The sequence below is a fragment of the Acinetobacter sp. V116_7 genome (genome assembly GCF_056735735.1).
On record NZ_JBWZIF010000028.1, the window covers coordinates 702423 to 726783 of the forward strand.

The 24361-nt window shown below is 41.6% G+C and carries 26 protein-coding genes; 11 read left to right on the forward strand and 15 right to left on the reverse strand.

Annotated features, from left to right (window positions below; genetic code table 11):
- Nucleotides 1-7: 7 nt before the first annotated feature.
- Genes madM through mdcA form a run of 9 tightly spaced genes read right to left on the reverse strand, consistent with a single transcriptional unit; the run spans nucleotide 8 to nucleotide 7313 of the window.
- Complete coding sequence (gene madM / locus AC1PJP_RS17295) at nucleotides 8-772, reverse strand: malonate transporter subunit MadM (protein WP_005132241.1); 765 nt, start codon at nucleotides 770-772, stop codon at nucleotides 8-10.
- Nucleotides 765-1181, reverse strand: coding sequence for a malonate transporter subunit MadL (gene madL / locus AC1PJP_RS17300; protein WP_005132242.1), 417 nt, complete (start codon nucleotides 1179-1181; stop codon nucleotides 765-767). Before madL ends, madM begins: the two co-directional genes overlap by 8 nt.
- Nucleotides 1182-1229: 48 nt before the next feature.
- On the reverse strand, nucleotides 1230-2168 hold the full coding sequence (gene mdcH / locus AC1PJP_RS17305) for a malonate decarboxylase subunit epsilon (protein ID WP_416662377.1): 939 nt from the start codon (nucleotides 2166-2168) through the stop codon (nucleotides 1230-1232).
- Nucleotides 2169-2180: 12 nt separating this feature from the next.
- The gene (locus AC1PJP_RS17310) at nucleotides 2181-2789 is read right to left on the reverse strand and encodes a malonate decarboxylase holo-ACP synthase (RefSeq protein WP_416662379.1); all 609 of its coding nucleotides are present in this window, start codon (nucleotides 2787-2789) and stop codon (nucleotides 2181-2183) included.
- Nucleotides 2780-3607 (reverse strand): biotin-independent malonate decarboxylase subunit gamma, encoded by an 828-nt coding sequence (gene mdcE, locus AC1PJP_RS17315; protein WP_198307699.1) that lies wholly within the window; start codon nucleotides 3605-3607, stop codon nucleotides 2780-2782. Before mdcE ends, AC1PJP_RS17310 begins: the two co-directional genes overlap by 10 nt.
- Complete coding sequence (locus AC1PJP_RS17320) at nucleotides 3604-4455, reverse strand: biotin-independent malonate decarboxylase subunit beta (protein WP_252059746.1); 852 nt, start codon at nucleotides 4453-4455, stop codon at nucleotides 3604-3606. Before AC1PJP_RS17320 ends, mdcE begins: the two co-directional genes overlap by 4 nt.
- On the reverse strand, nucleotides 4448-4747 hold the full coding sequence (locus AC1PJP_RS17325) for a malonate decarboxylase subunit delta (protein WP_005304371.1): 300 nt from the start codon (nucleotides 4745-4747) through the stop codon (nucleotides 4448-4450). Before AC1PJP_RS17325 ends, AC1PJP_RS17320 begins: the two co-directional genes overlap by 8 nt.
- Before the next feature lie 2 nt (nucleotides 4748-4749).
- Nucleotides 4750-5634, reverse strand: coding sequence for a triphosphoribosyl-dephospho-CoA synthase (locus AC1PJP_RS17330; RefSeq protein ID WP_416662381.1), 885 nt, complete (start codon nucleotides 5632-5634; stop codon nucleotides 4750-4752).
- Nucleotides 5634-7313: a malonate decarboxylase subunit alpha gene (mdcA, locus tag AC1PJP_RS17335; protein ID WP_479767851.1), complete on the reverse strand. Its 1680-nt coding sequence runs from the start codon at nucleotides 7311-7313 to the stop codon at nucleotides 5634-5636. Before mdcA ends, AC1PJP_RS17330 begins: the two co-directional genes overlap by 1 nt.
- Before the next feature lie 406 nt (nucleotides 7314-7719).
- Between mdcA and AC1PJP_RS17340 the strand changes: the two genes are divergently transcribed.
- A complete protein-coding gene (locus AC1PJP_RS17340; RefSeq protein WP_479767853.1) occupies nucleotides 7720-8907 on the forward strand; it encodes an MFS transporter in 1188 nt (395 codons plus the stop codon).
- Nucleotides 8908-8914: 7 nt separating this feature from the next.
- Here AC1PJP_RS17340 and AC1PJP_RS17345 read toward each other — a convergent pair whose 3' ends face one another.
- Entirely contained in the window at nucleotides 8915-9508 is a 594-nt protein-coding gene (locus tag AC1PJP_RS17345; protein WP_437119385.1) for a GNAT family N-acetyltransferase, read from the reverse strand.
- Between the two features lie 42 nt (nucleotides 9509-9550).
- Entirely contained in the window at nucleotides 9551-10186 is a 636-nt protein-coding gene (locus tag AC1PJP_RS17350) for an FMN-binding negative transcriptional regulator (RefSeq protein ID WP_437119386.1), read from the reverse strand.
- Nucleotides 10187-10300: 114 nt separating this feature from the next.
- On the opposite strand from AC1PJP_RS17350, the gene pdxR reads away from it, so the two are divergent.
- Nucleotides 10301-11791 carry a MocR-like pyridoxine biosynthesis transcription factor PdxR gene (gene pdxR / locus AC1PJP_RS17355; RefSeq protein WP_479767855.1) on the forward strand — a complete coding sequence of 497 codons (1491 nt, stop codon included), beginning with the start codon at nucleotides 10301-10303 and terminating at the stop codon, nucleotides 11789-11791.
- Between the two features lie 7 nt (nucleotides 11792-11798).
- Here the strand turns inward: pdxR and AC1PJP_RS17360 are convergent, their stop codons facing one another.
- Nucleotides 11799-12488: an LrgB family protein gene (locus AC1PJP_RS17360; protein ID WP_005304352.1), complete on the reverse strand. Its 690-nt coding sequence runs from the start codon at nucleotides 12486-12488 to the stop codon at nucleotides 11799-11801.
- A gap of 12 nt (nucleotides 12489-12500) precedes the next feature.
- Nucleotides 12501-12932: a CidA/LrgA family protein gene (locus tag AC1PJP_RS17365; protein ID WP_479767857.1), complete on the reverse strand. Its 432-nt coding sequence runs from the start codon at nucleotides 12930-12932 to the stop codon at nucleotides 12501-12503.
- A gap of 110 nt (nucleotides 12933-13042) precedes the next feature.
- Between AC1PJP_RS17365 and AC1PJP_RS17370 the strand changes: the two genes are divergently transcribed.
- The 3 genes from AC1PJP_RS17370 to yghU all read left to right on the forward strand — a co-directional run bounded on the left by AC1PJP_RS17370 (nucleotide 13043) and on the right by yghU (nucleotide 15589).
- Nucleotides 13043-13948 (forward strand): LysR family transcriptional regulator, encoded by a 906-nt coding sequence (locus AC1PJP_RS17370; protein ID WP_479767859.1) that lies wholly within the window; start codon nucleotides 13043-13045, stop codon nucleotides 13946-13948.
- 120 nt (nucleotides 13949-14068) lie between these two features.
- Nucleotides 14069-14695: a glutathione transferase gene (gene yfcF / locus AC1PJP_RS17375; RefSeq protein WP_479767861.1), complete on the forward strand. Its 627-nt coding sequence runs from the start codon at nucleotides 14069-14071 to the stop codon at nucleotides 14693-14695.
- 33 nt (nucleotides 14696-14728) lie between these two features.
- Entirely contained in the window at nucleotides 14729-15589 is an 861-nt protein-coding gene (gene yghU, locus AC1PJP_RS17380; protein ID WP_304397358.1) for a glutathione-dependent disulfide-bond oxidoreductase, read from the forward strand.
- Between the two features lie 37 nt (nucleotides 15590-15626).
- On the opposite strand, the gene AC1PJP_RS17385 is transcribed toward yghU, so the two are convergent.
- Nucleotides 15627-16547, reverse strand: a complete 921-nt coding sequence (locus tag AC1PJP_RS17385; protein ID WP_479767863.1) for a LysR family transcriptional regulator — start codon at nucleotides 16545-16547, stop codon at nucleotides 15627-15629.
- Nucleotides 16548-16672: 125 nt separating this feature from the next.
- Between AC1PJP_RS17385 and AC1PJP_RS17390 the strand changes: the two genes are divergently transcribed.
- The 5 genes from AC1PJP_RS17390 (at nucleotide 16673) to AC1PJP_RS17410 (ending at nucleotide 22242) form a co-directional block, all read left to right on the forward strand.
- Entirely contained in the window at nucleotides 16673-17410 is a 738-nt protein-coding gene (locus AC1PJP_RS17390) for an SDR family oxidoreductase (protein WP_479767865.1), read from the forward strand.
- A 236-nt stretch (nucleotides 17411-17646) separates the two neighbouring features.
- The gene (locus AC1PJP_RS17395; RefSeq protein WP_005304325.1) at nucleotides 17647-18156 is read left to right on the forward strand and encodes a rhodanese-like domain-containing protein; all 510 of its coding nucleotides are present in this window, start codon (nucleotides 17647-17649) and stop codon (nucleotides 18154-18156) included.
- Nucleotides 18157-18174: 18 nt separating this feature from the next.
- Complete coding sequence (gene epsC / locus AC1PJP_RS17400; protein ID WP_111853681.1) at nucleotides 18175-19116, forward strand: serine O-acetyltransferase EpsC; 942 nt, start codon at nucleotides 18175-18177, stop codon at nucleotides 19114-19116.
- A 257-nt stretch (nucleotides 19117-19373) separates the two neighbouring features.
- On the forward strand, nucleotides 19374-20306 hold the full coding sequence (locus AC1PJP_RS17405; protein ID WP_001107602.1) for a family 2A encapsulin nanocompartment shell protein: 933 nt from the start codon (nucleotides 19374-19376) through the stop codon (nucleotides 20304-20306).
- On the forward strand, nucleotides 20281-22242 hold the full coding sequence (locus AC1PJP_RS17410; protein WP_479767867.1) for a family 2A encapsulin nanocompartment cargo protein cysteine desulfurase: 1962 nt from the start codon (nucleotides 20281-20283) through the stop codon (nucleotides 22240-22242). The genes AC1PJP_RS17405 and AC1PJP_RS17410 overlap by 26 nt, the downstream gene beginning before the upstream one ends.
- 363 nt (nucleotides 22243-22605) lie before the next feature.
- Here the strand turns inward: AC1PJP_RS17410 and AC1PJP_RS17415 are convergent, their stop codons facing one another.
- Complete coding sequence (locus AC1PJP_RS17415; protein WP_479767869.1) at nucleotides 22606-23244, reverse strand: LysE family translocator; 639 nt, start codon at nucleotides 23242-23244, stop codon at nucleotides 22606-22608.
- A gap of 91 nt (nucleotides 23245-23335) precedes the next feature.
- Between AC1PJP_RS17415 and AC1PJP_RS17420 the strand changes: the two genes are divergently transcribed.
- Complete coding sequence (locus AC1PJP_RS17420) at nucleotides 23336-24271, forward strand: LysR family transcriptional regulator (protein WP_479767871.1); 936 nt, start codon at nucleotides 23336-23338, stop codon at nucleotides 24269-24271.
- Nucleotides 24272-24361 lie beyond the last annotated feature (90 nt).

The window sequence follows — 24361 nt, forward strand, 5'->3', positions numbered from 1 at the left end:
ATATTGATTAACCGACTAAAGCTTTAACAGCAAAGAACAAAACAGTCGGCCCCATTAAGCAGCCAAGACCTGTATGGAACGTTGCCGTGAGCGCACCGTAAGGCACTAAACGGCGATCTGTCGCTGCTAAACCAGCTGACACACCACTTACAGTTCCTGCTAAGCCACCAAAAATCATGGCAGAACGTGGATTGTCTAATCCCATAAATTTTGCGGTCAGCGGTGTTGAAACCATTACACAAATTGCTTTCACCAGCCCCGTTGCAATTGACAGCGCCATGACCTCAGAACTCGCACCAATGGCCGCACCTGTCACTGGCCCCACAATGTAGGTCACTGCACCTGCGCCAATTGTGGTAATACTTACTGCATCACGATAGCCAAAAATCCATGCAAACATACAACCGACAATAAATGGCAAAATGGTTCCGAGAAATAAAGAGAATGCGCCAATAAATCCGGCTTTTTTCGCCTCAGTCGCCTGGACCTCAAATGCAGTTGCGACAATGGTAAAGTCACGAAGCATTGCGCCGCCCATAAGCCCTACACCAGTGAAGAGTGCAAGATCGGTAATCCCTTTTTCACCACCTGTCATTTTTCCGCCAAACCATGCCAAGATTAAACCAATCACAATCGCAATTGCTGAAGCATGCACTCGTCCCTTGGTTAAATATTTAGATAGCTTGGTCGACAACCACATAATTAAAGCAATTAAGGCGAAAGCAGTAATTAAACCTAAATGGGTTAAGTCCTTTAATAATAATTCAACCATGAACTTTGCCTCCAATGCGGTTTAATGTGGTGTCTTCTTCCTTCGGTAAAGGGCTTGCCTTGTTGTAGCGGCTTAAGCCCGCAATGGTCAGTGTACAAACGATAACTGAAACTACCGCTGCAAAGAGTGCCATATGTCCACTTGATAATGCTGTAACCACATTTTGTTGTGCTGCCATGGCAACAACAACAGGAATATACATGGTGCCCCAGAATGAAACGCCTTTTTCGGTTTCAACTGTCATAACACCACGTTTTTCCATCCATAACCGTATACAAATGAGTAAAATCATGGCGATACCCACGCCACCAACATTGGACTTTACACCCAATAAAACACCCAACAAATCGCCGACAATAACACCCACCAAGGTGCAAAGTGCGAGTAAACCAACTCCATATATAATCATGACAATCCCTCATATCCTTGGATCATTTATGCTTTTGTAAAATCTGACTCAAAAAGAAAAACTATTTGCCTGTTCTTTTTGCATTGCCATCTGAATAGTGTCTATGCGTGTCCCTTGAAATGACAACACGGTTCCTTCTTTAAATGTTCGGCGTGCAAGTGTAGTAAGCACCGTTCCCGGCAAAGCTTCGATCTGCAATCTCACACCTCGCTCCCATGCAGCTTGGATGGTACTTTCCCAATCTACAGTTCGACTCATATTAAAAACCAAGTCATCACTAATCAGTTCTGGCCTGCTAAGCGTACGAGCCGTTGTACCACTTAAATAACGTATTTTAGGCTGCTTTAAAGTCACTCCCTCCATAGACGCTGCAAGTTGCGTTGCTTGCTGACTTAATAATTCACAGTGCGATGGCACCGATACATCTAATTTTTTTGCCACCACGCCTTGTTGCCTTGCCAAAACAGCAACTTGGTTCATGGCTTCAAAGCTTCCTGAAATAACGATCTGGTTATGTGCATTAATATTTGCGACAAACACCTCTGGCGTTATTTCATAAATCTGTTTGACCCATGTTTCAACAGCTGCACGGTCTGTACCAATCAGGGCTGTCATACCATAGCCCGTTGGATAGGCGTTTTGCATGAGTTCACCTCGATAGGCAACCAAACGAACAGCATCCTCAAAGGCTAAAACTTCTGCTACAACCGCAGCCGACCATGCACCAATTGATAGACCAGCCACATAATCAGGTGTTAAGTTTTCCTCAGTTAATAGTGCAGAACTCACCACACCTGAAATAAGTAAACAAAGCTGTACTGCACGTGTCGACTGCAATGCAGCCGGACTATCTAGCATTAAGACATTTTCTTTGAGTGCATCCGATGCACGCTCAAGGTATTCTTTAGCTAGAGCGGTTTGAGCTAAGTCGTGCAACATATTGCTTCGTTGCACACCTTGCCCCGGATATACCCAAATTGAAGCCATGATATCTATTCCCTAATTCCATGGGTTTCCTACTAAAACAGCACCATCAGGACGTTTCAATAGAACTTTTCCACTGTTCCCAGCCCATTCTTTTAACGCCAACCCACCTTGTGAAAGTTGTAGCTGTATATCCACATTCAGCCCTGCTTGCTGAAAATTTTCGAGTAGCTCAACTGCCTCCTTTTTGGCAAAAGGTTGTTCAGCTCGAATCAACAAATCAATGTCACTTTGCTCAGTTACTGTTTCAATGCCCGTTGCCAACTCAAACCCGAAACTTCCTGTATATCCCCAACATCCTGAAAAGTTTTTCATAATGCTGGAAATGGTCTGTAAACGTTCTGCCAAGTGCTCAAACTGTTGCGTATCTACGCGAGTCAGTGCTTCTGGCTTAAGCTGTTTGCTGATTGCTGATCGTGGCATTTGAGCTGCATATCGTTGATGACGAAATTGCCCTCTTACCCCCACAGCCACCTGATCTACAGGAGTAATTGCCCGTCGAACTACAACTGGATCACCTCGTAGTAGTACCTCTTTTACCCAATGCGGAGCATCATCGGCCAAGCAATCGACCGTCATACCCCACAGTAAATCATGGGCTTCGAGCTTAAGTTTCATGACCATTGCTCGCGCAATAATTCACGGACCTTTTTAGACATTTGACGGTTTTTGCCGTGAAGCCTTTGTTCCAATCCTCTAGATTGATCAGCATTAATTTCTTTAAATGCTTGAGCGATCACCTGTTTCGCTAACAAAAGATCATCGGTTGTCGGTTGTTCAGGGTTTTCAACAGATAACAGTTCAGATAACAAACCTAGAGTTGCATAACTTTCAATGTCATAAGCCATTGGAGGAATGCTTGATGCCAATTGCTCTAACTCATCAACCGATCGCAAGGTAACGCGTGCAGCAGATTCCTTACCCATCGCATGCACCATAACACCTGAATCTTTTAAGGCAATAATACGATTGGCTTGGTATCCATGCGCCAAGAAAGCTCCCGACATCGACTTACCTACCAATAAACTCACAATAGGATGGCCTGCCAATCTGGCTCTAGCATAGCTATCTACTGCACCTGCTAAAGCTTGATGAATACCTAATAATTCTTCACGGCGCCCATAGGCCTGACTCGGGACATCAACCAAACATAAAATGCCGCGTTTATTTTCAGTCTGAGCATCGGCTTGAATCACGTCATCAACTGCTTTTGCTAAATTCCAGCCTTCCAGCAGTCCAACTTCACCTTGTCTCGCGCGTGGGAACAGATTATTGCTGTCTTGGACAACTGTAATCACACGTACTGCTTGCTGATCGATCAGACCATCAGCCACCCAAACAGAAGCTGGAAAACCTTCAACTGTCTTAAAGTCCTGTGTAAATGCTTTAAACCAATGTGCACCACGAGTAGATGCTTTTAATGTATCAACGGCGATATTCATGCTTGCTCTCCTTGATACAAAGCTTGAACCTGTGCTGGGGTAATCTGCTCAGCAGTATCGACTTGTTGTAACTTCGCTAAATAGAATGAGTAGTTTGAACTACGATGCTGCTGAGGCACACCTTGAGTTAAATAATCGATGACTTGCTCACGAATTTTCTGGCGATCATCGTCAACATAAGCATCTGCCAAACCACTAGCGAAACGCTGATTACCACCCGTAATACTCCATATAAATGGACGATCTTTGGCGTTGTATTCTTGTACCCCAGCTTCCTGTTCAATTACTTGCGGGCCATTTAAGCCTAAACGTCCTTCTTGTGTCATTACAATATAGCTACATAGACCAGCCGCAATTGACATGCCACCAAAGCACCCTACACTGCCTGCGACCACAGCAATCACGGGTTGATACTGCCGTAAGTTCACAATTGCAGCCTGAATTTCAGCAATGGCTGCCAAACCCAGATTTGCTTCTTGTAAGCGAACACCGCCCGTTTCTAGTAGTAAAATTGCCGCTGTTGGAATCCCTTTCATATTGTCTTCAACTGCAAGTTCTAAGGTACCTGCAATTTTGGCACCACCCACCTCGCCTAAACTTCCACCTTGAAATAAACCTTCAATTGAAATTAAAACCACTGGGCATTTTTGAATAGATCCTTTTGCAATCACCACACCATCATCAGCTTGCGGGACAATATTTTGCTGAGCCAACCAAGGCGACATAACACGTGCAAATGGGTCGAGCAACTCTCGAAAAGTCCCTTCATCTAATAGCGCTTTGGCACGCTCTCTTGCGCTGAGTTCAATAAAATCTTTTTTATTTAACAAACTCTGAATATCAGTCATGAGTTATCTCCTCCAATGCTTGTTCCAGACGTAAGCGAACGACACCGGGAGTTGCACCAAAGTCATGAATATCAATATTGACCGCTGGCGGTATTTGCGCAGTAAAAATCCGTTCAAAAAGATTGTGCCAACGTGCTGCACTGCCATCTACCGAAGTCACTACCTGAATAGAGGTTTTTCCTTTTTCACCGGGTTCCATCAAAATTTCTAAATCACCCGAGCCGACACATCCTACCAACGCTTTTTTTACAGGTGGCTCTGTGGCCACAAATTCAAAATGAAGTGTTTCCATAATCAAAATCCCTTTTTATTTTTCACAGATGACTGCTCAACACGATCTATAAACAATGTTGCTGCCAACAAATCTGCTGCACCACCAGCAGAAGCCTTCATCCGAAGCAGGTCAATCTCTAAAAGATGCAAAGCACGTCGACCTTCCAAGCTTGAGCTGCCACCCAAATCAAGTACTTGCTGAGCACCTTGTTGCATATGCTTTAAGCCCGATGTTCCCGAGCGATAAAGCACACAGGTATCGGTCAAATCAGTCATCATGGCAAGTAAGGCATCTAAACGCGCGAACTCTTCTTTCATTGGTTTACTACGACTTTGGTAAAGCTGTTTTAAGCCAAAATTCACAATAGTTGGAAAACCTTGTTGAGCCTGTTCTTTAGCACCTAAGATGCCTAATTTCTTTTGTACTTGTTGACCATGACTTAAAGCCTGCTTTGGAATAAAACGATCTTCAAGCTGAGCAATCTGGCCTGCTAACTGGCATAGTTCAACAGCCGATAAGTACTGTTGATTGGTACGTGCTAATGCTGCTGCCGTAACCATTAAACCCAAGGCCCAAATTGCACCGCGGTGTGTGTTAACACCATCTGTTGCCAACATCATGGTCTTTTCACCTTGGCGGCCAATTTCTCCAATGTCTTCACGTAAAGCCAAACAGACTTTTCCATGATGCTTTGCAGCTTGAGCCATCGCTTCAAACATGGGTCCTAAACTTTTTGCAGAGCGCTCCATTAATTCCAAAGTCAGGTCATTATGTGCACCACTGCCACGGCGATCTACCAAGGCTGGTTTAGGCGTCAGATTAACTTCATCAATTAACGCTTCGACTGCTAAACTTGCCAAAATCTGACTATCGCTAAGTGTTTGATATTGAACTTGTGCCATCATTACCAACTCCTGAATTTTGCAGGTGGTTGGTATAAACCATCTGACCATGTCACCAAGTCGGCAATATTTTTTGCAGCTAAAAGCTCACGTGTTGCATCGGTGCGGCGAATACCTAAATCTTCAGGGAATACCACCAAGCCTTCGCTTCTTAAACGTGCTGTTGTTTTAGGGTCTTGAGTTAAACCAATATTGGTCACACCTGCCACCGCAGCAATCATGGCTTGACGTTCTTCTTGGCTGCTTGCTTTATATAGATAAGCAATGCCTTCTTCGGTGAGTAAATGGGTCACATCATCACCATAAATCATGATCGGGGCTAAAGGTAAACCAGCCGTTTTAGCAACATCAATCGCATCAAGACGCTCTACAAAAGTCGGCTTACCGCCCTCTTGGAAAGTTTCCACCATTTGCACAACGAGTTTTTTACCACGTGCCAAATAGGTTTCAGTTTCATTGGCGCCTTGCAAACGCATATCTAGCCATGCTGGCGTATCGTGACGACGGCCACGCGGATCATGCCCCATATTTGGTGCACCACCGAAACCAGCCAAACGTCCTTTGGTGACAGTCGAAGAATGGCCCATGCCATCAACTTGCAAAGTTGCGCCAATAAATAGATCAACGGCGTACTGACCCGCGAGCTGACACATCATGCGGTTAGAACGTAGCGCACCATCACGACCCGTAAAGAACACATCAGGACGAGCTGCAACATATTTTTCCATACCGAGTTCGGTACCAAAGCAATGCACGCTTTCAACCCAGCCTGTTTCAATCGCTGGAATTAAGGTTGGGTGCGGATTCAGTGTCCAGTTTCGGCAAATTTTTCCTTTTAAACCTAAAGATTCACCATAGGTCGGTAAAATCAATTCAATTGCTGCCGTATTAAAACCAATACCATGGTTTAACGATTGCACATTATGCTTTTCATAAATTCCGCGAATTGCCATCATCGCCATAAGCACATGAACAGGTTTGATGTGTTTTGGGTCGCGGGTAAATAACGGTTCAATATAAAAAGGCTGGTCTGCCACAACCACATAATCAACCCAAGAAGCAGGAATATCGACACGTGGTAAATCAGTTACGTCATCGACCAATTCATTAACCTGAACAATCACAATACCATCACTAAAAGCCGCAGGTTCAATAAGTGCAGGAGAATCTTCAGTACTTGGACCTGTATAGATATTCCCTTGGCGGTCTGCCATAAAACCGGCCGAAAGCACCACATTTGGAATAAGATCGATTACAAGGCGTGAATATAGTTCGATATAAGTATGGATAGCACCAATTTCTAATAATCCATCTTCAATTAACTGACTAATACGCAAACTTTGTGGGCCAGCAAAAGAGAAATCGAGTTTACGTGCAATACGTTTTTCAAATAGATCAAGATGTTCCGAACGTCCAACGCTAGGCATAATCATATGTAAATCATGCAAAACATCTGGATTGGTTTGTGCCAAAGATCTAGATAAGAAATCTGCTTGCTTTTGGTTATTCCCTTCGAGTACGACTCTGTCACCTGGTGTAATCAGCGTTTCTAAGACTTTAATAATATCTTGAGTTGGAATGACTACACCATCGGTATATTGGTTTGCCATCTCCAGTTTTAGCTGTTTAGCATGACGACGCTTTGTCCATAATCGTTCTTTATTCTGAACTGATCCTTCCATGTGCTTACCTATAGATCTCAGTTTTGTTCTGAGTCTATAAAAACGTTTTATGGAATTTTGATCAATCAACCTACATCAGTGGTTATTAACCTCAGGTTAATGATTTATTTTAAGGTGTCTGAAAAAGAATTTGAGAGAATAGACATATTAAATGTCTTAAATAAATAGACTTATTTAGAAAAATTGGGGCTTCAATTGTTTTGTATCAAACTATCAGATGATAGAATATTAAGTCTGATTATTAAGCTGCAATTACTTGATAAAAAATAGTTTATGCCAAAGAAATATTGTTATAACTACCACCAAGAACACCTCAACATTTTCAAGCTGAGCTGTTGATACTTTCTTCTTATATAAAAACTCAGCACCCAAACTCATCGATTAACACATATAATTAAAGGCTCTCATGCTTCAAAATACGATGCATCGCCAAGTTCTTATTTTGGCAAGTTCTCAGTCACTTTACCAAACCGTATCGATCATGGTCATGACGATTGGTGGTTTGGCTGGGGCAAATATTTCTAATACACTGATACTTGCAACTTTACCAATCGCATCTATGTTTTTGGGTACAGCCTTAATGATGTTCCCTGCATCAATGTTGATGGCACATGTGGGACGGCGTAAGGGTTTTCTTTTCGGCGCTTTTTTAGGTGTAATTGGCGGTATTATTGCCGCCATTGGTATCTTTTATAGTTCACTTATTCTCTTAGCGTTAGGCACGTTATGTGTCGGAGCCTACCAATCCTTTGCTCAGTTTTATCGTTTTGCTGCCAGTGAAGTAGCAGATGATGCATTGCGTTCACGTGCCATTTCTTGGGTTATGGCAGGTGGAGTTGTTGCAGCACTGATTGGCCCGACTTTGGCGCGCTTTGGTGGACCTTTATTTCAACATTTAGAATATATCGGTTCATTTTTAATTATTAGCATCATTTCACTTTTGGCAATGGGCATTTTATCTAGCCTACATATTGCCAATACAGTTGAGCAAAAGTCTGACTTTTCTGCTGGTCGCCCATGGCAAAAGATTGTTTTTCAGCCTACCTATTTAGTTGCTTTGTTTGGTGCCGTAACAGGCTACGGCATCATGATTTTAGGTATGACTGCAACACCCATAGCCATGCGACATTCACATCATGAACTTGGAACGATTACAACCGTCATTCAGCTTCATGTGCTTGGTATGTTCCTACCTTCATTCTTTACTGGACATTTAATCGCCCGATTTGGTGTGCTTAAAATCATGTTTGCCGGCCTTATATTATTTGCTAGTTATATTGGTTTTTCCCTCTCGGGTATTCAGTTCGCATCGTTTGCAATCTCACTCATTTTATTAGGTGTCGGATGGAACTTTTTATTTATTGGTAGCACGTCTTTGCTTACCGGAACGTATACAGCGGCTGAAAAAGCCAAAGCCCAAGCCATTAACGACATGACGGTTTTTGTTGTCGGCTTAATTTGTTCTTTTAGCGCAGGTGCTTTACTCGATTTATTTGGCTGGAAAGCAATGAATATCGCTTTAGTACCGTGGTTGGTTATTGCAGGGGTTTCTCTTTTCTGGTTAAGCCAAAAAAGAGAAAAGCAGCTTATTTAAATCATTCCTAACGCGGTTTATTCAACATCCATTCCAGATTTTGGTGAACCGCAGGCCATTCATGTTTTAAAATGCTGTAAACATGAGTATCCCGCAAAATATCACCTTTCACAATTTGATGGCTTCTCAGCACACCATCGAGCTTTGCTCCTAAACGTACAATTGCGGCTTGGCTTTGCACATTTAAAGAAGATGTTCGTAACTCAACCGCAATACAGTTTAAAGTCTCAAATGCGTGGGCCAGCAATAGCTTTTTACACTCGGTATTTACAGGCGAACGCTGTGCAGATTTTCTGTACCACGTCGAACCAATTTCTACACGGCGATGAGCTTCTTCAATATGCATGAGAGTTGTCATACCCAGCGCTCGCCCCGTTTTTCGGTCTTCAATATAAAAGGGCAACATAGAGCCGGCTTTTTGCAAATCAAGACGTCTTTCAATTTCAGCAGCCATTTGTTCAGGTCTTGGCACACGGGTATACCAAAGATTATAGAGTTCCCCATCACAAACAGCCTCTGCCAGTGATTCAGCTTGAGTTAAGTCTAAGGGCTTTAAAATAACGTGCTCACCTACCAACTCAACAGATTTAGTAAAAGACATCTTTGTCTCCTCAATTGATATTAAAGTTTTATATTTTCAAAATTATTTATTTAACTCAGCCACACTATACATAGCGTCTGCTATGGTTTGATGACCAGATTTCGATAGGCCATCTGCCGCGCCCAAAATGTCTCGACGTTCTTTGTTTTGCCCAAGTTTTGATTTGCCTCGTAGCTTGGTAATTTCAATCTCAATACCTACAATGGCTTTTAACATCGGTTCAAGATAGTCCTTTGGCGCATCGGACATTTTCCATGGTTCAGGTTGAGATGCTTCGTGGGTACGGGTTAAACGAGCTACAACACCACGGACATAACGTTCATCATCTCGAATGGTTACTTTGCCATAAGCATGCACAACCCTATAGTTCCATGTCGGTACTTGTCTGTGCTGTTCATGTTTGGATGGGTACCAGTTTGGTGAAATATAAGCATCGCCTGCTTGAAACACGACCAACACCTCATCTCCATTTTTAATATCCTGCCAGACTGGATTAACTCTAGACACATGCGCACGTAGTACACCCAATTCCCCTTCATTTGCCTGTAATTCGAATGGAAGATGGTTTGCATCTAAGCCATTACTTCCATGAGTAAAAAGCACACCAAATGGATATTCGGTAATAAGAGAATGCAATACATCCAAACGGTTTTCTGCATAATCATCGGGGATATACATGGCTAAAACCTCACTGTAAATATCAGGGTTATTTATATTTTGTGTTGTAAATTTTCTGGTTTTTGTGGTTTATTAAAAAGAACCACTTTGTATTTTTTTAAGTAGACCAGAATTATGGCAAGAATGGCAAAAGTTGTTGAACTTCCGTCGATTGCAAAGATTAATAAAAGCCAAGGAAAGATAAGTGCTCAACTGACCCAAGCTTTGCGTGAAGCTGTACAAAGTGGTGATTTACAGCCTGGCGATCCGTTGCCTTCTTCACGAGAACTGGCTCAAACACTTGGAGTCGCTCGCGGAACGATTATCGAAGCTTATGATCAGCTTTTAGCTGAAGGTGTGTTTGACTCTCAAGCAAGAACTGGCACCTATGTGTCTCATGCTTTAACTAAAAAAACTACGCCGCAACATTCTCAAAAAGAAACCACACCCAGCTCAATACCGTTGACCAAATCGGCACGTTCTTATGCCCAAGTGCTTAAGGAGTTTAAACCACTTCCTCATGCCCCTTTTGCAGTGTCTGTCCCAATTGCCCGCACCCAACCAAGCGACATCTGGCGCAAGTTTGGCAATAAATTTAGATCACGAGGTGCAGGTGCTCCTTCGGGTTATGGTGAACCTCAAGGGGTGCTATCACTAAGAATTGCTATAGCAGACTATGTGCGCCGATCACGCTCTGTCCACTGCGAACCTGACCAAATTGTGATTACTCCCGGTATTCAGCAATCACTTTATATTTGCAGCCAGATTTTATTTGAAGTAAAGGATGAAGTTTGGATTGAAGATCCAGCTTATCGTGGCACCACAGCCATTTTTGAACATGCTGTACAAAACATTCGGATGGTGCGTGTTCCTGTCGATGAAGAAGGTATTCAGGTTGAAACCGGAATTAGACTTTCGAAAAATGCACGTGCTGCCTTCGTGACACCGTCTCACCAATATCCACTTGGCATGCCGATGAGCCTAGCAAGACGTACTGCTTTATTGGCTTGGGCAAAACAGCAAAATGCATGGATCATTGAAGATGACTACGACAGCGAACTCCGTTATAACGGTCAACCCTTCCCATCTTTACAAGGTATGGCGCCCGACCAAGTCATTTATCTTGGGACTTTCAGCAAAGTCCTATTTCCATCACTTAGACTTGGCTATGCAGTATTGCCTAAAGAATTAGTGGCACCTTTTTGTGGACTCAGAGTCTTAATTGATCGGCACCCACCTGCTGCCGACCAGTATGTTTTAGCTGCTTTTATTCAAGAAGGCTATTTAGAGCGGCATATTCGACGGACTCGAAATGTCTATGCAGAAGTTCGAGAATACATTATTGGTTTGATTGGAAAATACATACCTCGAGAACTGGCTTGGTTACAGCCAGGCGATCAAGGCATGCATATGGTGTTATGGCTTGCTCATCATATTAATGACATTGACGTTGCAAGCTCAGCAGTCGATGCAGGCATTGCGATTAAAGCAATTTCACCGACATTTTCAAAAGAACAACAACGTCCGGGGTTAATTGTTGGCTTAGGCGATTTTGAACCTGAACTGATGAGACAAGCCATCAAAAAACTATCAAAGATTATTCAACAACATGACAAGCCGACTTAGACATGGCCTACAACAGCAACCATAGATGAATCGCAAATGGCCCAATCAATACCATTAAAATACCTGCAATGACCATGGTCAAACTGGCAATTACACCTTCTTCACTATTGCGCTGTTGTGCTCTAACTGTACCAAAACCGTGGGCTGCATTTCCGAAAGCTGCCCCATTTGCTACATTAGAACGGATTTTAGTAATCGCTAAAATTGCATCGCCGCAAATCATACCAACCAAACCAGTAATGACCGTAAATAATGAAACCAATGCTGCCGAACCATGAATATCTTCCGCTAAAATCATGGCAAATGGTGTTGAAATAGAACGTGCCATTAAACTGTTGGTCACTTCTGGGCTAAAGTGGAACCACTGTGCCATTTCATAGGCTGACATCACACCTACACTCATCCCCACAATAATCGCAATCGAAAGGACTCCAAGGTTTTTACGAATCGTTTCCCGATAGCGATAAATCGGTACAGCGAAAGCTACCGTTGCAGGCCCTAATAAATTAACAATCCACTGCGTATCTTCAGCATAAGTTTGATAGGAAATTCCAAAAATCGTCATCAAAATAATGGTGAGTACAGGCACGCTAATCGCGGGTGACAACCAAAGTTTTGGATTTTTCTGATAGATTTTTTTTGCCACAACATAGGCGACCAAAGTCCAGATCAGGCAAAGAATTGACCAAATATTCATGTCATTTGCTCTTTAGATATGCTTATGTTGAAGACGTTTTCGAGCCTGTAAATAAGCTTTCAAACGATTGTAATAGTGAATCGTCAGGCACGTACTGAGCATGACCGAAATGGTCCCAACCGCAATGCTCAAGACAATTTGCCAGCCTTCGGTCATAAACAAAGTTTTATACTGAACTACGGCGACTACAACGGGCACGAAAAAAAGTAACAGTTCACCTAAAACAACGGTTGCTCCCATTGCCACCTGATCCATTTTGATAATTTTAAAGAACAGGCATAAAAGCAATAAAAACATACCTAAAATGCCTGCCGATACAGGCACACCGAGTTTTTGATGTAAGAGATATCCGACCCACCAAAATCCAGCCAAAATCAAAATTTGTTTAACTAAAACTAAAAGTGAAGGTTGTGTGGGTGTGCCAGAAGCAGATTCAGTATTCATTTTGCGAAATTAAATGGTTAACTACACAATTATGCTATCTTGGTTAAAGCTGCTAAATATGAATTATTCATGCTAATATTATTCTAAAATGGAATAATTTATTCTTTATTATGCTTTCTCTAAAATCACTACAGTGCTTCGTTACGCTGGTAAAAACTAAAAGTTTTACCCGTACTGCTGAAGAGTTGTATCTGACTCAACCCACTATTAGTAAAATATTACAGCAGCTTGAAGAGCAGCTTCAGGTACAGCTTTTGGTTAAACCTGATCATGGCCGTAAAAGACAAATCGAGTTAACTGAAATTGGAGAGCGCATTTATCAACATGCGATTGAGCTTCTTCAGGCAGAACAGAACATCTTTCTTGAAATTGAAAACTACCAACAATTAAAAACAGGAACTTTAAAACTTGGCGTTCCGCCTTTAGGCTCGCAGCTTTTAACAACTGCCCTGTTTGATTATCATCAGCAATTACCAGATATTGAATTGGCTTTTATGGAAGTGGGTTCACGTGGTATTGAACAAGCTTTGCTTAACAATGAACTAGACGTTGGCGTTTTATTGCAGCCTTTTGATGAGCAAATCTTTAATAGCATTGAGCTATGTAACTACCCTTTAATGGTTCTTTTACGTCGGGATGCGAGTTGGGCAACCCGCAAAAAAATAAATCTAGAAGAGCTACAACACCAATCATTTTTGATGTTTCCAGAAAATTTCTCTTTAAACAGTATTATTCTCGATGCCTGTAAGCAGCATGGTTTTTACCCAACCATTGCTTGCCGTACCAGCCAATGGCACCTCTTGGCAGATATGGTGCTACAACGTATGGGGATTGCACTTCTCCCGCAGTATTATACCGACATGCTTGACACGACTTTATTTGCAGCAGTGCCACTCGAGAAACCAAATATTCAGTGGCATTTAGTGATGGCTTGGAAAAAGAATCTTCCTGTCTCACCAGCAGTACAGGCGTGGCTGAACATTGTTCGTCAACATTTTCAGCATATTAAGCCCTGACGTTGAACACAGAAATGGCTTAATTCAAAAACCGATAAAGCTTTTCCACAAAAAAGCTACCCAATCTTGGATCAGCTCACTTAGACTAGATCCGATTGTTTTATGACATGGACAATAACAATGAATAATGAACATTTTAAGCTGTACACAGATTCACAATTTCTAAGCCCCTATGCGTTTACTGTTTTTGTAGGGCTACACGAAAAACAAATTCCATTTGAAATAGCGACCATCAACTTAGGCCAGCAAGGCCAGTTTGAAAAATCTTATGTAGCAAAGTCATTAACTGCCAAAGTGCCTGTACTTGAGCATAACGATTTTGTCTTATCAGAATCTTCTGCCATTTTGGAATATTTAGAAGAGCTTTATCCAAACACAGCTATTTATCCAAAAGATATTCAAGCACGCGCAAGAGCAAGACAAATTCAGGCATGGCTCCGATCCGACTTAGTGGCACTAAGAACTGAGCGTCCAACCGACGTTATTTTTATTCAGCCCAAGTCCACTCCACTTTCAGAAGAAGGCAAAAAAGCAGCCGAGAAACTTTTCTTTGTTGCAGAAAAACTTCTTGCGTCTGATGCCGAATTTCTTTTTGGTTCATGGAGCATTGTAGATGCTGAATTGGCACTGATGTTGCAACGCCTTATTCAAAATGGTGATGCTGTACCAGAGCGCCTAAAAAATTATGCATTAGAGCAATGGCAACGTCCGACCGTACAAAAATGGCTTGCCTTGCGACATAACTAAATCCTTATATTTACACCAAACATGAGATAAAAAATGAGCGATTCAAACTATATTCCTCCACAAGTTTGGCAATGGACTGGAGAGAAAACCGATTTAAACCAACCTACCTCAGGCGCACGTTACGAGCATACACTTCCAGTAGGAAAACATCCGCTCCAGCTCTATTCTTTAGCAACGCCTAATGGTCAAAAAGTCACTATTTTATTAGAAGAGCTTTTAGCTCTAGGACACCAAGATGCTGAATATGATGCATGGCTGATTAAAATCGGTGAAGGACAGCAATTTGGTAGTGGCTTTGTAGAAATTAATCCAAACTCTAAAATTCCAGCATTGGTTGACCATAGCCAAAACCCACCATTAAGAGTGTTTGAATCTGGCTCAATTTTGCTTTACTTGGCTGAAAAGTTTAAAGCTTTTATTCCAACTGATATTGCTGCACGTACTGAATGTCTCAATTGGTTATTCTGGCAAATGGGCAGCGCGCCTTACCTAGGTGGCGGTTTTGGGCATTTTTATGCTTATGCACCCGTTAAAATTGAATATGCGGTTAACCGCTTCGCCTTGGAAACAAAACGATTGCTTGACGTGTTAGATCAGCATTTAGCAAAGCATGAATATTTAGCAGGTTCTGAATATAGCATCGCTGATATTGCAGCATTCCCTTGGTATGGTGGTCTTGTTAAAAACTGGGTGTATAACGGCGCGGAGTTTTTAGGGGTTGACCAATATAAAAATGTTCAACGTTGGGCAGATGCGATTTTAGCGCGCCCTGCGGTTCAACGCGGGCGTATGGTCAACCGTACTTTTGGTGATTTAGCTACCCAGTTGCATGAACGCCATGATGCCAGCGATTTTGAGACCAAGACTCAAGATAAATTGCAGAATCAGTCTTAAAAAAATCATTCAGTTTTTGACTTACCCGCAAGATATTTCATTTTTGCGGGTATTCAAAGTTGGCAAAATAACCCGTATATAACTCACTCAGCCAAGCGACAAAAACGCGTACGCGTGGCGAGAGCTGCCGATGCTGCGGATATAAAGCAGAAACTGACATCTTCGGGATTTCCCACTCAGATAAAACCTCAACCAGTTGTCCGTCTTTTAACTCATTTGCCACATGATAGCGCGGGACCTGAATTAAACCTGCCCCACGTAAAGCAGATAATACATAGTTTTCAGCATCATTTACCGCGATCCAGCTTTTCAAAAAATAATCTTGTTTTTTGCCATTCACCATCAATTCAAATGGATAATTTCGCCCGCCTGATGTCGAAAAGAAATTAACACAATAATGTAATAACAAATCTTCTGGTTGCTGAGGTGTTCCATGTTTATTTAGATAGTCAGGACTTGCACAAATGACTTGTGGCATATCGACCAAATGCCTAGCAATTAAAGTGGAATCATCCAAACGCCCCGCTCTCACCACACAGTCTATCCCTTCCCTAATCAGATCAACTAAACGATCGCCTGTACTAATTACGAGTTCAATGTCGGGATATAACTCGTGAAATTGGTCGATATTGGGTAAAACAATTTTAGTCGCATGTGCACCTGATAAATCAACACGTAATAAACCACGGGGCTGTGCAATTACATTACGTAAGGACGATTCGGCATCATCGAGCTCCGATAATATTTGTGTACAACGCTCATAAAATGCTTGTCCATCTAGTGATGGTCTTACATGCCGAGTCGTCCGCTCTAGCAAACGACACTGTAAATTATTCTCTAACTCTTTAATGGCGTTACTTGCTGTAGCGCGTGGGATATTTAGCTGATCGGCTGCCTGACTAAAACTACCCAACTCTACGATGCGGGTAAAAAGTTGCAATGTATCAAATTTATCCATAGTGCTCGCTTTTAACCCTATCTATTATTAATTAATATGGAATTATCTTATCCAATTATGAAGATTTATCCCATATTTCTATATTATTAAAATAAGCCATACCTACTCAAACAGGCAATCTAAAAATGAATATTTCAAGAAAAACAGCTCTGGTTACTGGCGCATCACGTGGTATTGGCCGTGCTATTGCAGAACGTTTAGCTCAAGATGGTTTTTATGTGATTGTTAACTATGCGGGCAATAAAGTGCATGCTCAAGCAACTGTAGATCATATTATTGAGCAAAGGGGTCAAGCCTCTGCTATTCAAGCAGACGTTGCAAATGAACATGAAGTAAGCCGTTTATTTCAAGAAGCTAAAGCCATTAACGGTCAATTAGACGTTGTGGTTCATAGTGCTGGCATTATGCCTATGGCAAAAATTACACCTGAAGGTGTACCAGATTTCGATAAAGTAATTCATACCAATTTACGTGGTGCTTTTTTAATATTGGCGCATGCGGCCGAAACAGTTCCAGATGGTGGCCGAATTATTACGCTTTCAACCAGTGTAATTGCTAAATCTTTTCCGGCATATGGTCCCTATATTGCATCAAAAGCAGGTGTAGAAGGCTTAGTACATGTATTAGCAAATGAGTTACGCGGCCGAAATATTACTGTAAACGCCGTTGCGCCCGGCCCGACAGGTACTGACCTTTTTTACAATGGAAAAACCGAAGAGCAAGTAGCAGCAATTGCAAAACTCGCTCCTTTGGAAAGAATCGGAACACCTGAAGAAATTGCCAGTGTAGTTGCCATGCTAGCTGGCCCAGATGGGCGGTGGGTAAATTCACAAGTCATTCGAGTAAATGGTGGATTTGCTTAATGTTTAAAACCATATGGATTATTTTAACCCATATGGTTTTTACCAAACGTTAAAATCCATTAAACATATTATTAGAAGAACTTTATAAGATTAATTAATACTGTTTTATATAAAATATTTAGCTTGCTTATTTATTAAAAAAATATATATAAATAGATATTACTTATTTTTGCTTATATTTAAAAACGCGTAAATTGAACAATAACAATCTGAATCGAAGATAAGGAATTATTTAAATGAATGCCAAATTAAATACAGAAAACCCATCTGGTTTTATCTCTTCGAGTTCTAATACATCTTTGTCAAAAGACACTATTCTTAGTAAAGCACAGCAATACGCACAGGACCATGAACTTAATTTTAGTGGCAGTTTATCACCTACTGATGCATGGCAACTCGTACAACAAGGCGAAGCTGTTTTAGTTGATGTGCGTACCAATGAAGAACGTAAATTTGTAGGTTATGTTCCTGAAAGTGTTCATGTCGCTTGGGCAACAGGCACATCGTTTAACCGTAATCCACGCTTTTTAAAAGAACTCGAATCAAAAGTTGGCAAAGACAAAACTATTCTTTTGTTATGCCGTAGTGGCAACCGTTCAGCACAAGCTGCCGAGGCCGCATTTAATGCTGGTTTTGAGCATATTTATAACGTTCTTGAAGGCTTCGAAGGCGATCTAAATGATCAGCAACAGCGTAATCAGAAAAATGGCTGGCGCATCCATCAACTTCCTTGGCAACAAGACTAATATTTTAATCAATTTTCAGTGAATCAAGGAAAGCTTGTGACTCAATGGAACATTAATGCGGTTGTACAAGGTTTACAACAAGCAAGGCATGACTGGCGTCAGCAGCAACACAGGACCAAAGAATTTGGGGGCCGTGAACTTCCATCTAAAGAAGCGTTAAAAGCCATTTTAGATGACCTGTGCGGAATTTTATTTCCAATGCGTTTAGGCCCTGCTGACTTACGTCAAGAAACTGAAGATTCTTATATTGCCTATACTTTAAATCGGGTACTCACAGCGTTACATGCTCAAGTACAACTGGCTTTAAATTATGAAGCAAAACGTCATTTGAGTCATTCGAACACAGTCCAACAGCCAGACGAACTTGCTCAAAATATTGTGCAGGATTTTGCCAACACCTTGCCCTCTATACGACGTCTTTTAGACGGCGATGTGCGTGCTGCTTATGAAGGCGATCCGGCGGCGCACAGTGTGGATGAGGTATTACTTTGCTATCCGGGCATATTTGCGATTATTCATCATCGAATAGCGCATCAACTCTATGCCCAAGTGCCTTTATTGTCTCGCATTATTTCCGAGTTGGCGCATTCTGCAACTGGTATTGATATTCATCCGGGTGCAAAAATCGGTAAAGGATTCTTCATCGATCATGGTACAGGTGTGGTGATTGGTGAAACTAGCGTTATTGGAGAGCGTGTTCGTATTTATCAGGCCGTAACACTGGGGGCAAAACGATTTGAAACGAATGATGATGGTGGTTTGAAAAAAGACTATACACGCCATCCAATTGTTGAAGATGACGTGGTGATCTATGCAGGTGCCACTATTTTAGGCCGTATTACGATTGGTAGAGGGTCTATTATTGGGGGAAATGTCTGGCTTACACATAGTATTCCCGCAGGAAGCCAGATTTTACAGTCACCACTGGAGTCTTATCAAAAAAATCCAGAATTTAAATAAATCGTATTCACAATTTTATATATAAGAGTTTTAACCAATATATTAAAAACATGAATTTGGTATATATAAATCAGTTTATTACTTATTTATATTAAATTTTCATAAACATATGCTTATTCATAATAAGTGAACTGTGTTCATTTATTTATACCTTATTCATATTTTGAAAATCGAATATTTAATTCTAATCTGTTAACACGATAATTTAAAAATTTAACATTTTATAACCAAGCCACTGTAATAAGGAAAAATGATTCATGGCGAAAAATACTGACAAAGCACAACTTGCGCTGGGGGACCACGCAGCCCGTCAACTGGCCAATGCAACCAAAACTGCTCCCCAACTTTCTACAATTACTCCCAGATGGCTGACTCACTTACTTCAATGGCTTCCTGTTGAAGCAGGTATCTACCGCTTAAACCGTGTAAATAATACTGATGATATTCAAGTCGCTTGCACACAACGTGATGAAGCAACTTTACCTCAAACTTTTGTTGATTATGACCCAGAACCACGCGAATACTTTTTAAATGGTGTATCTACTGTTTTAGATGTACATACACGTGTTGCTGACCTTTACAGCAGCCCACACGACCAAATTAAAGAACAGCTCCGTTTAACGATTGAAACCATTAAAGAACGTCAAGAAAGTGAGCTTATCAATAACCCTGAATACGGTTTACTGGCAAGTGTGACAGATGACCAACGTATTTCGACTTTAAATGGCCCACCTACTCCAGATGATCTTGATGATTTGTTACGTAAAGTCTGGAAAGAACCAGGATTTTTCCTAGCACACCCTGATGCGATTGCAGCATTTGGACGTGAATGTACACGCCGTGGTGTACCGCCTCCAACGGTTAGCTTATTTGGTTCGCAATTCATTACATGGCGCGGTATTCCACTCATTCCATCAAATAAAATTCCTGTAGAAGATGGCAAAACTAAAATCTTGCTGCTTCGTGTTGGTGAAAAGCGTCAAGGGATTGTTGGTTTATTCCAACCAGGTCTTGCTGGTGAACAGTCACCAGGGCTTTCAGTACGCTTTATGGGAATCAACCGTAACGCGATTGCGTCGTATCTAATCTCATTATATTGCTCACTTGCAGTACTCACTGATGATGCGTTGGCAGTATTAGATGATGTGGAGGTGGACAAATATCATGACTACCCAGTTAACTACAAGTAATCTGCAAGGTAGTCCAACGGAGCCTGAAGTGACTGGTGTTAATCCACCAGCCAACTTCCCTGATGAGTCCACCATTGCTCGACTTGCTAATGAGTTTTTTTCAGCATTACCAAGCTCAAGCAGTTCAGCTTCTCCATCGGGCCTAAACTTGGACTTACCTGTTGGAGCGCCACCACACCCACCACAACCGGGTGAACCATTTTCTGCACTCAGTGGTCGTGCGCCCAATATCGCCTTTCAGAAAAGTCTTAATCCGGAATATCCTGAGCATATTCCAAATTTGCCAGACTACCCTGAACGCCGAATTGTAGCGTCTGCGCCTGTGGTTGGTGGAGCTAATTTGCCGCGCCCACCATTTGAGCCACATTTGCCACAAGCTGCTCATAGTGAACCCAATGTGCCACGCATTGAACCAAACTTACCCACTGGTGCAGGTGAATCACCTTATTATTTTTTAAATGATTTTTCTGCTCCCAATGCAGCAGAACCGTCTGTTAAAGGTGTTGAAGATAATTATTCGGTTGCACAGTCTTTTCAATTGCCACATGGTGACCAGCTGAAATCATTGCTGACGGAAGATCGTTTTGCAACAAACACGCCTCCCCAAAGTTCGGCAAGCTCTGGATTTTATTTTTTAGACTTGCCTCAAAGTGGACAAAGTTATAGTCACTATCAACCATCGCAACCCACTTTTGTAGCAAGTAGTGCTCAACCACTCGATGTACATGCTATACGTCGCGACTTCCCAATTTTACAGGAACGCGTCAATGGTCGCCCTCTGGTCTGGTTGGATAATGCTGCGACCACACAAAAACCGCAGCGAGTGATTGATCGGATTGCTTATTTTTATCAGCATGAAAACTCAAATATTCACCGTGCTGCACATGAGTTAGCGGCTCGTGCAACCGATGCCTATGAGCATGCAAGAAATGTAGTTGCCCGATTTATTGGTGCACCCTCTTCTAAAGAAATTATTTTTGTTCGAGGAACAACCGAAGGCATTAACCTGATTGCAAAAACATGGGGTGAGCAAAATATTGGTGAAGGTGATGAAATTATTGTTTCTCACTTAGAACACCATGCCAATATTGTGCCTTGGTATCAACTCACTAAAAAAACTGGAGCGAAATTACGAGTCATTCCTGTGGATGACACGGGCCAGATTATTTTAGAAGAGTTGCCAAAACTGATTAATGAGCGCACTAAACTGCTGTCGATTACTCAAGTTTCGAATGCTTTAGGAACAGTCACACCTGTTGCTGAAGTCATTAAAATTGCGCATGCCAAAGGTGTACGTGTTTTAGTTGATGGTGCTCAATCTGTTTCGCACATCCCTACCGATGTACAAGCTCTCGATTCAGACTTTTTTGTGTTTTCTGGACATAAAGTGTTTGGTCCAACGGGCATTGGCGCGGTCTATGCAAAACCAGAGTTGCTAGAAAGCATGCCTGTTTGGGAAGGCGGCGGTAACATGATTCAGGATGTGACCTTCGAACAAGTAGTTTACCAACCTGCACCAAACAAGTTTGAAGCTGGAACTGGAAACATTGCCGATGCTGTTGGTTTAGGTGCTGCGCTTGAATATGTCGAGAGTCTAGGCATTCATAACATTGCTCGCTATGAACATGATCTGCTCGAATATGGTCAAAATGCACTGAGCAGTGTGTCAGGTTTACGTTTGATCGGAACGGCACATCATAAAGCTAGTGTCATGTCATTTACCCTACAAGGCTATTCAACTGAACAAGTCGGTAAAGCTTTAAATCAACATGGTATTGCCGTACGTTCTGGGCACCACTGTGCACAGCCAATTTTACGTCGTTTTGGTGTAGAACAGACGGTGCGTCCGTCTTTGGCTTTTTATAATACGACTGAAGAAATTGATTTATTGGTGTCGGTGTTACATCAACTGACGCGTAATAGGCGTAGCAATTAAATCTATTTCTAGACTAGAAGAGACTGCTTTTGAGCGGTCTTTTTTATGGATTATTTATTGAAGCTACTTTAGCTCAAAAGTTATATATGAAGTAACAAGTCAAAGTAGCTATCACGGCGGAGTCTTATTATTTGAAATTTGATTTCTGGATTAGCCTTTAGCTCGAGCTGAGAGTCATCTACAGCCTGCCCATAATTTATAAAAATAATGTTTTTGCAACATTTCCTGATAGATGAAAACAGTGAACAGGTTCTGTAGATGAAAAAGTTTTTTGGTTACTTTTTCCAAAAAAAGTAACAGAATTAGCTACTTTCTTCCGATGTATAAAAGGTAAGACTCCGTCGCGACAATCCATAAACTAACTTAAACAAACAATCCCCAAATCAATCTCAATGCAATCCCAATTAATAAAACTCCCATCACCCGCTCAAAATAAACCCCGAACTCCAAAAATCTTTTACGTACAATAGGCTGAGCAAACAGTACGCTTACCACCATAAACCAGATGGCATTAACCATACACATCCAGACCCCATAAAAAACCTGAACTTTCATTGGTGTGGCCGTACTTACAATTGTCGTAAAAATTGCCAGAAAAAAGATGGTGGCTTTTGGGTTTAACGCATTGGTGAGAAAACCCATTGTAAACGCTTTAAATAAACTCGGCGTGTCACTGTCTGCTTGGCCATTAATCTCAATATTGGTATTCGGCTGGCTACGTAAACACTGCCATCCTAAATACACTAAGTAAGCTGCCCCTGCTGTTCTGATAAGTGACATGAGGCATTCACTTTGTTGAATTAAAAAACCAATACCAACCAGTGTATAAAAAACATGTACTGAAATTCCGACACCAATACCAATTGCGGTTAGACATCCAATTAAGTAGCCATAACGTACACTTTGTCTTACCGTAATCACAAAATCTGGACCTGGTAAAATCACCGCCATAAAGTGAATAAGAACTAGCGTTAAAAACTCATGTCCATACAACTGCCACATAACAATTTAGTTTCCTGAAAATCACCTAAAAGATTGTATTGCGATTTTTTAAACGCGATAATCCAATCAAAATCCAAATAACTTTTGCCTCATGAGCACAAATCAAAGTCTGATTCTGTTAAATGAAATGGCGACTTTCGTTAAGGTTGTCGAGTCGGAAAGTTTTTCTGAAACTGCCCGCCAGCTTGGTACAACACCTTCTGCTGTTAGTCGTGCAATTGCTCGTTTAGAACGTGCTTTAGGCACTCGCTTACTCTATCGGACTACACGGAAACTTCGTTTAAGTGAAAGTGGACAACAGGTTTATCAACGCTGTTTAGATATGGTGAATGCGGCACAAGCAGTCATGGAAAGTTCCGGCCAATTCCATGTCGAGCCAGAAGGTATTATTCGTATGAGTGTTCCGAAAGCTGTGGGACATTTTATGATTCATCCGCATTTACCTGAATTTTTAGAACGCTACCCTAAAATTGATATTCAAATGCTTTTAGAAGATCGCTATGTAGATCTCATTGATGATGGAGTTGATTTAGCGCTTCGGATTACAGAGCAACCACCGGGTGGGTTGATGGGGCGAAAGCTGATTGATATTGATCACTTGGTTTGTGCCACACCTGAATATTTGGCCAAGCATGGTACACCGAACCATCCTCATGATTTAAAGCAGCATGAATGTATTTACTTAGGTGAACAAGCCAGTGACTCAAAATGGAAATTTCAACAAGGAAATAAATCGATCAATGTTGCCGTGCGTGGCCGCTATGCAGCGAACCATACGGGTGTGCGTTTGAGTGCCGCATTACAGCATTTTGGTATTGCGAGCTTGCCATACTTTGTTGCACGCCATGCGCTACAACAAGGTACCTTAGTTCAGGTTTTACCAGATTGGTATTTTAAAACCTATTACAGTGGTGGGCTGTGGTTACTATACCCACCGACACGGCATGTCCCACCTAAATTGAGTGTGTTAATTCAATATTTGGCTGATAAATTAGCAGCAGAGCCAACTTTATTTAAGTTAAAGTAATATATAGTCAAGGAATTAGCACGATGGAATCCTACCTTTTACCTCTAAAGCAAGCAGCTAATACTGTTACTTTTTTTGAAAAAAGTAACC

What these genes read in the sequence shown, in the direction of transcription:
- madM (WP_005132241.1), bottom strand. Translation starts at nt 772, where the DNA reads ATGGTTGAATTATTATTAAAGGACTTAACCCATTTAGGTTTAATTACT.
- madL (WP_005132242.1), bottom strand. Translation starts at nt 1,181, where the DNA reads ATGATTATATATGGAGTTGGTTTACTCGCACTTTGCACCTTGGTGGGT.
- mdcH (WP_416662377.1), bottom strand. Translation starts at nt 2,168, where the DNA reads ATGGCTTCAATTTGGGTATATCCGGGGCAAGGTGTGCAACGAAGCAAT.
- AC1PJP_RS17310 (WP_416662379.1), bottom strand. Translation starts at nt 2,789, where the DNA reads ATGGTCATGAAACTTAAGCTCGAAGCCCATGATTTACTGTGGGGTATG.
- mdcE (WP_198307699.1), bottom strand. Translation starts at nt 3,607, where the DNA reads ATGAATATCGCCGTTGATACATTAAAAGCATCTACTCGTGGTGCACAT.
- AC1PJP_RS17320 (WP_252059746.1), bottom strand. Translation starts at nt 4,455, where the DNA reads ATGACTGATATTCAGAGTTTGTTAAATAAAAAAGATTTTATTGAACTC.
- AC1PJP_RS17325 (WP_005304371.1), bottom strand. Translation starts at nt 4,747, where the DNA reads ATGGAAACACTTCATTTTGAATTTGTGGCCACAGAGCCACCTGTAAAA.
- AC1PJP_RS17330 (WP_416662381.1), bottom strand. Translation starts at nt 5,634, where the DNA reads ATGATGGCACAAGTTCAATATCAAACACTTAGCGATAGTCAGATTTTG.
- mdcA (WP_479767851.1), bottom strand. Translation starts at nt 7,313, where the DNA reads ATGGAAGGATCAGTTCAGAATAAAGAACGATTATGGACAAAGCGTCGT.
- AC1PJP_RS17340 (WP_479767853.1), top strand. Translation starts at nt 7,720, where the DNA reads ATGCTTCAAAATACGATGCATCGCCAAGTTCTTATTTTGGCAAGTTCT.
- AC1PJP_RS17345 (WP_437119385.1), bottom strand. Translation starts at nt 9,508, where the DNA reads ATGTCTTTTACTAAATCTGTTGAGTTGGTAGGTGAGCACGTTATTTTA.
- AC1PJP_RS17350 (WP_437119386.1), bottom strand. Translation starts at nt 10,186, where the DNA reads ATGTATATCCCCGATGATTATGCAGAAAACCGTTTGGATGTATTGCAT.
- pdxR (WP_479767855.1), top strand. Translation starts at nt 10,301, where the DNA reads ATGGCAAGAATGGCAAAAGTTGTTGAACTTCCGTCGATTGCAAAGATT.
- AC1PJP_RS17360 (WP_005304352.1), bottom strand. Translation starts at nt 12,488, where the DNA reads ATGAATATTTGGTCAATTCTTTGCCTGATCTGGACTTTGGTCGCCTAT.
- AC1PJP_RS17365 (WP_479767857.1), bottom strand. Translation starts at nt 12,932, where the DNA reads ATGAATACTGAATCTGCTTCTGGCACACCCACACAACCTTCACTTTTA.
- AC1PJP_RS17370 (WP_479767859.1), top strand. Translation starts at nt 13,043, where the DNA reads ATGCTTTCTCTAAAATCACTACAGTGCTTCGTTACGCTGGTAAAAACT.
- yfcF (WP_479767861.1), top strand. Translation starts at nt 14,069, where the DNA reads ATGAATAATGAACATTTTAAGCTGTACACAGATTCACAATTTCTAAGC.
- yghU (WP_304397358.1), top strand. Translation starts at nt 14,729, where the DNA reads ATGAGCGATTCAAACTATATTCCTCCACAAGTTTGGCAATGGACTGGA.
- AC1PJP_RS17385 (WP_479767863.1), bottom strand. Translation starts at nt 16,547, where the DNA reads ATGGATAAATTTGATACATTGCAACTTTTTACCCGCATCGTAGAGTTG.
- AC1PJP_RS17390 (WP_479767865.1), top strand. Translation starts at nt 16,673, where the DNA reads ATGAATATTTCAAGAAAAACAGCTCTGGTTACTGGCGCATCACGTGGT.
- AC1PJP_RS17395 (WP_005304325.1), top strand. Translation starts at nt 17,647, where the DNA reads ATGAATGCCAAATTAAATACAGAAAACCCATCTGGTTTTATCTCTTCG.
- AC1PJP_RS17405 (WP_001107602.1), top strand. Translation starts at nt 19,374, where the DNA reads ATGGCGAAAAATACTGACAAAGCACAACTTGCGCTGGGGGACCACGCA.
- AC1PJP_RS17410 (WP_479767867.1), top strand. Translation starts at nt 20,281, where the DNA reads ATGACTACCCAGTTAACTACAAGTAATCTGCAAGGTAGTCCAACGGAG.
- AC1PJP_RS17415 (WP_479767869.1), bottom strand. Translation starts at nt 23,244, where the DNA reads ATGTGGCAGTTGTATGGACATGAGTTTTTAACGCTAGTTCTTATTCAC.
- AC1PJP_RS17420 (WP_479767871.1), top strand. Translation starts at nt 23,336, where the DNA reads ATGAGCACAAATCAAAGTCTGATTCTGTTAAATGAAATGGCGACTTTC.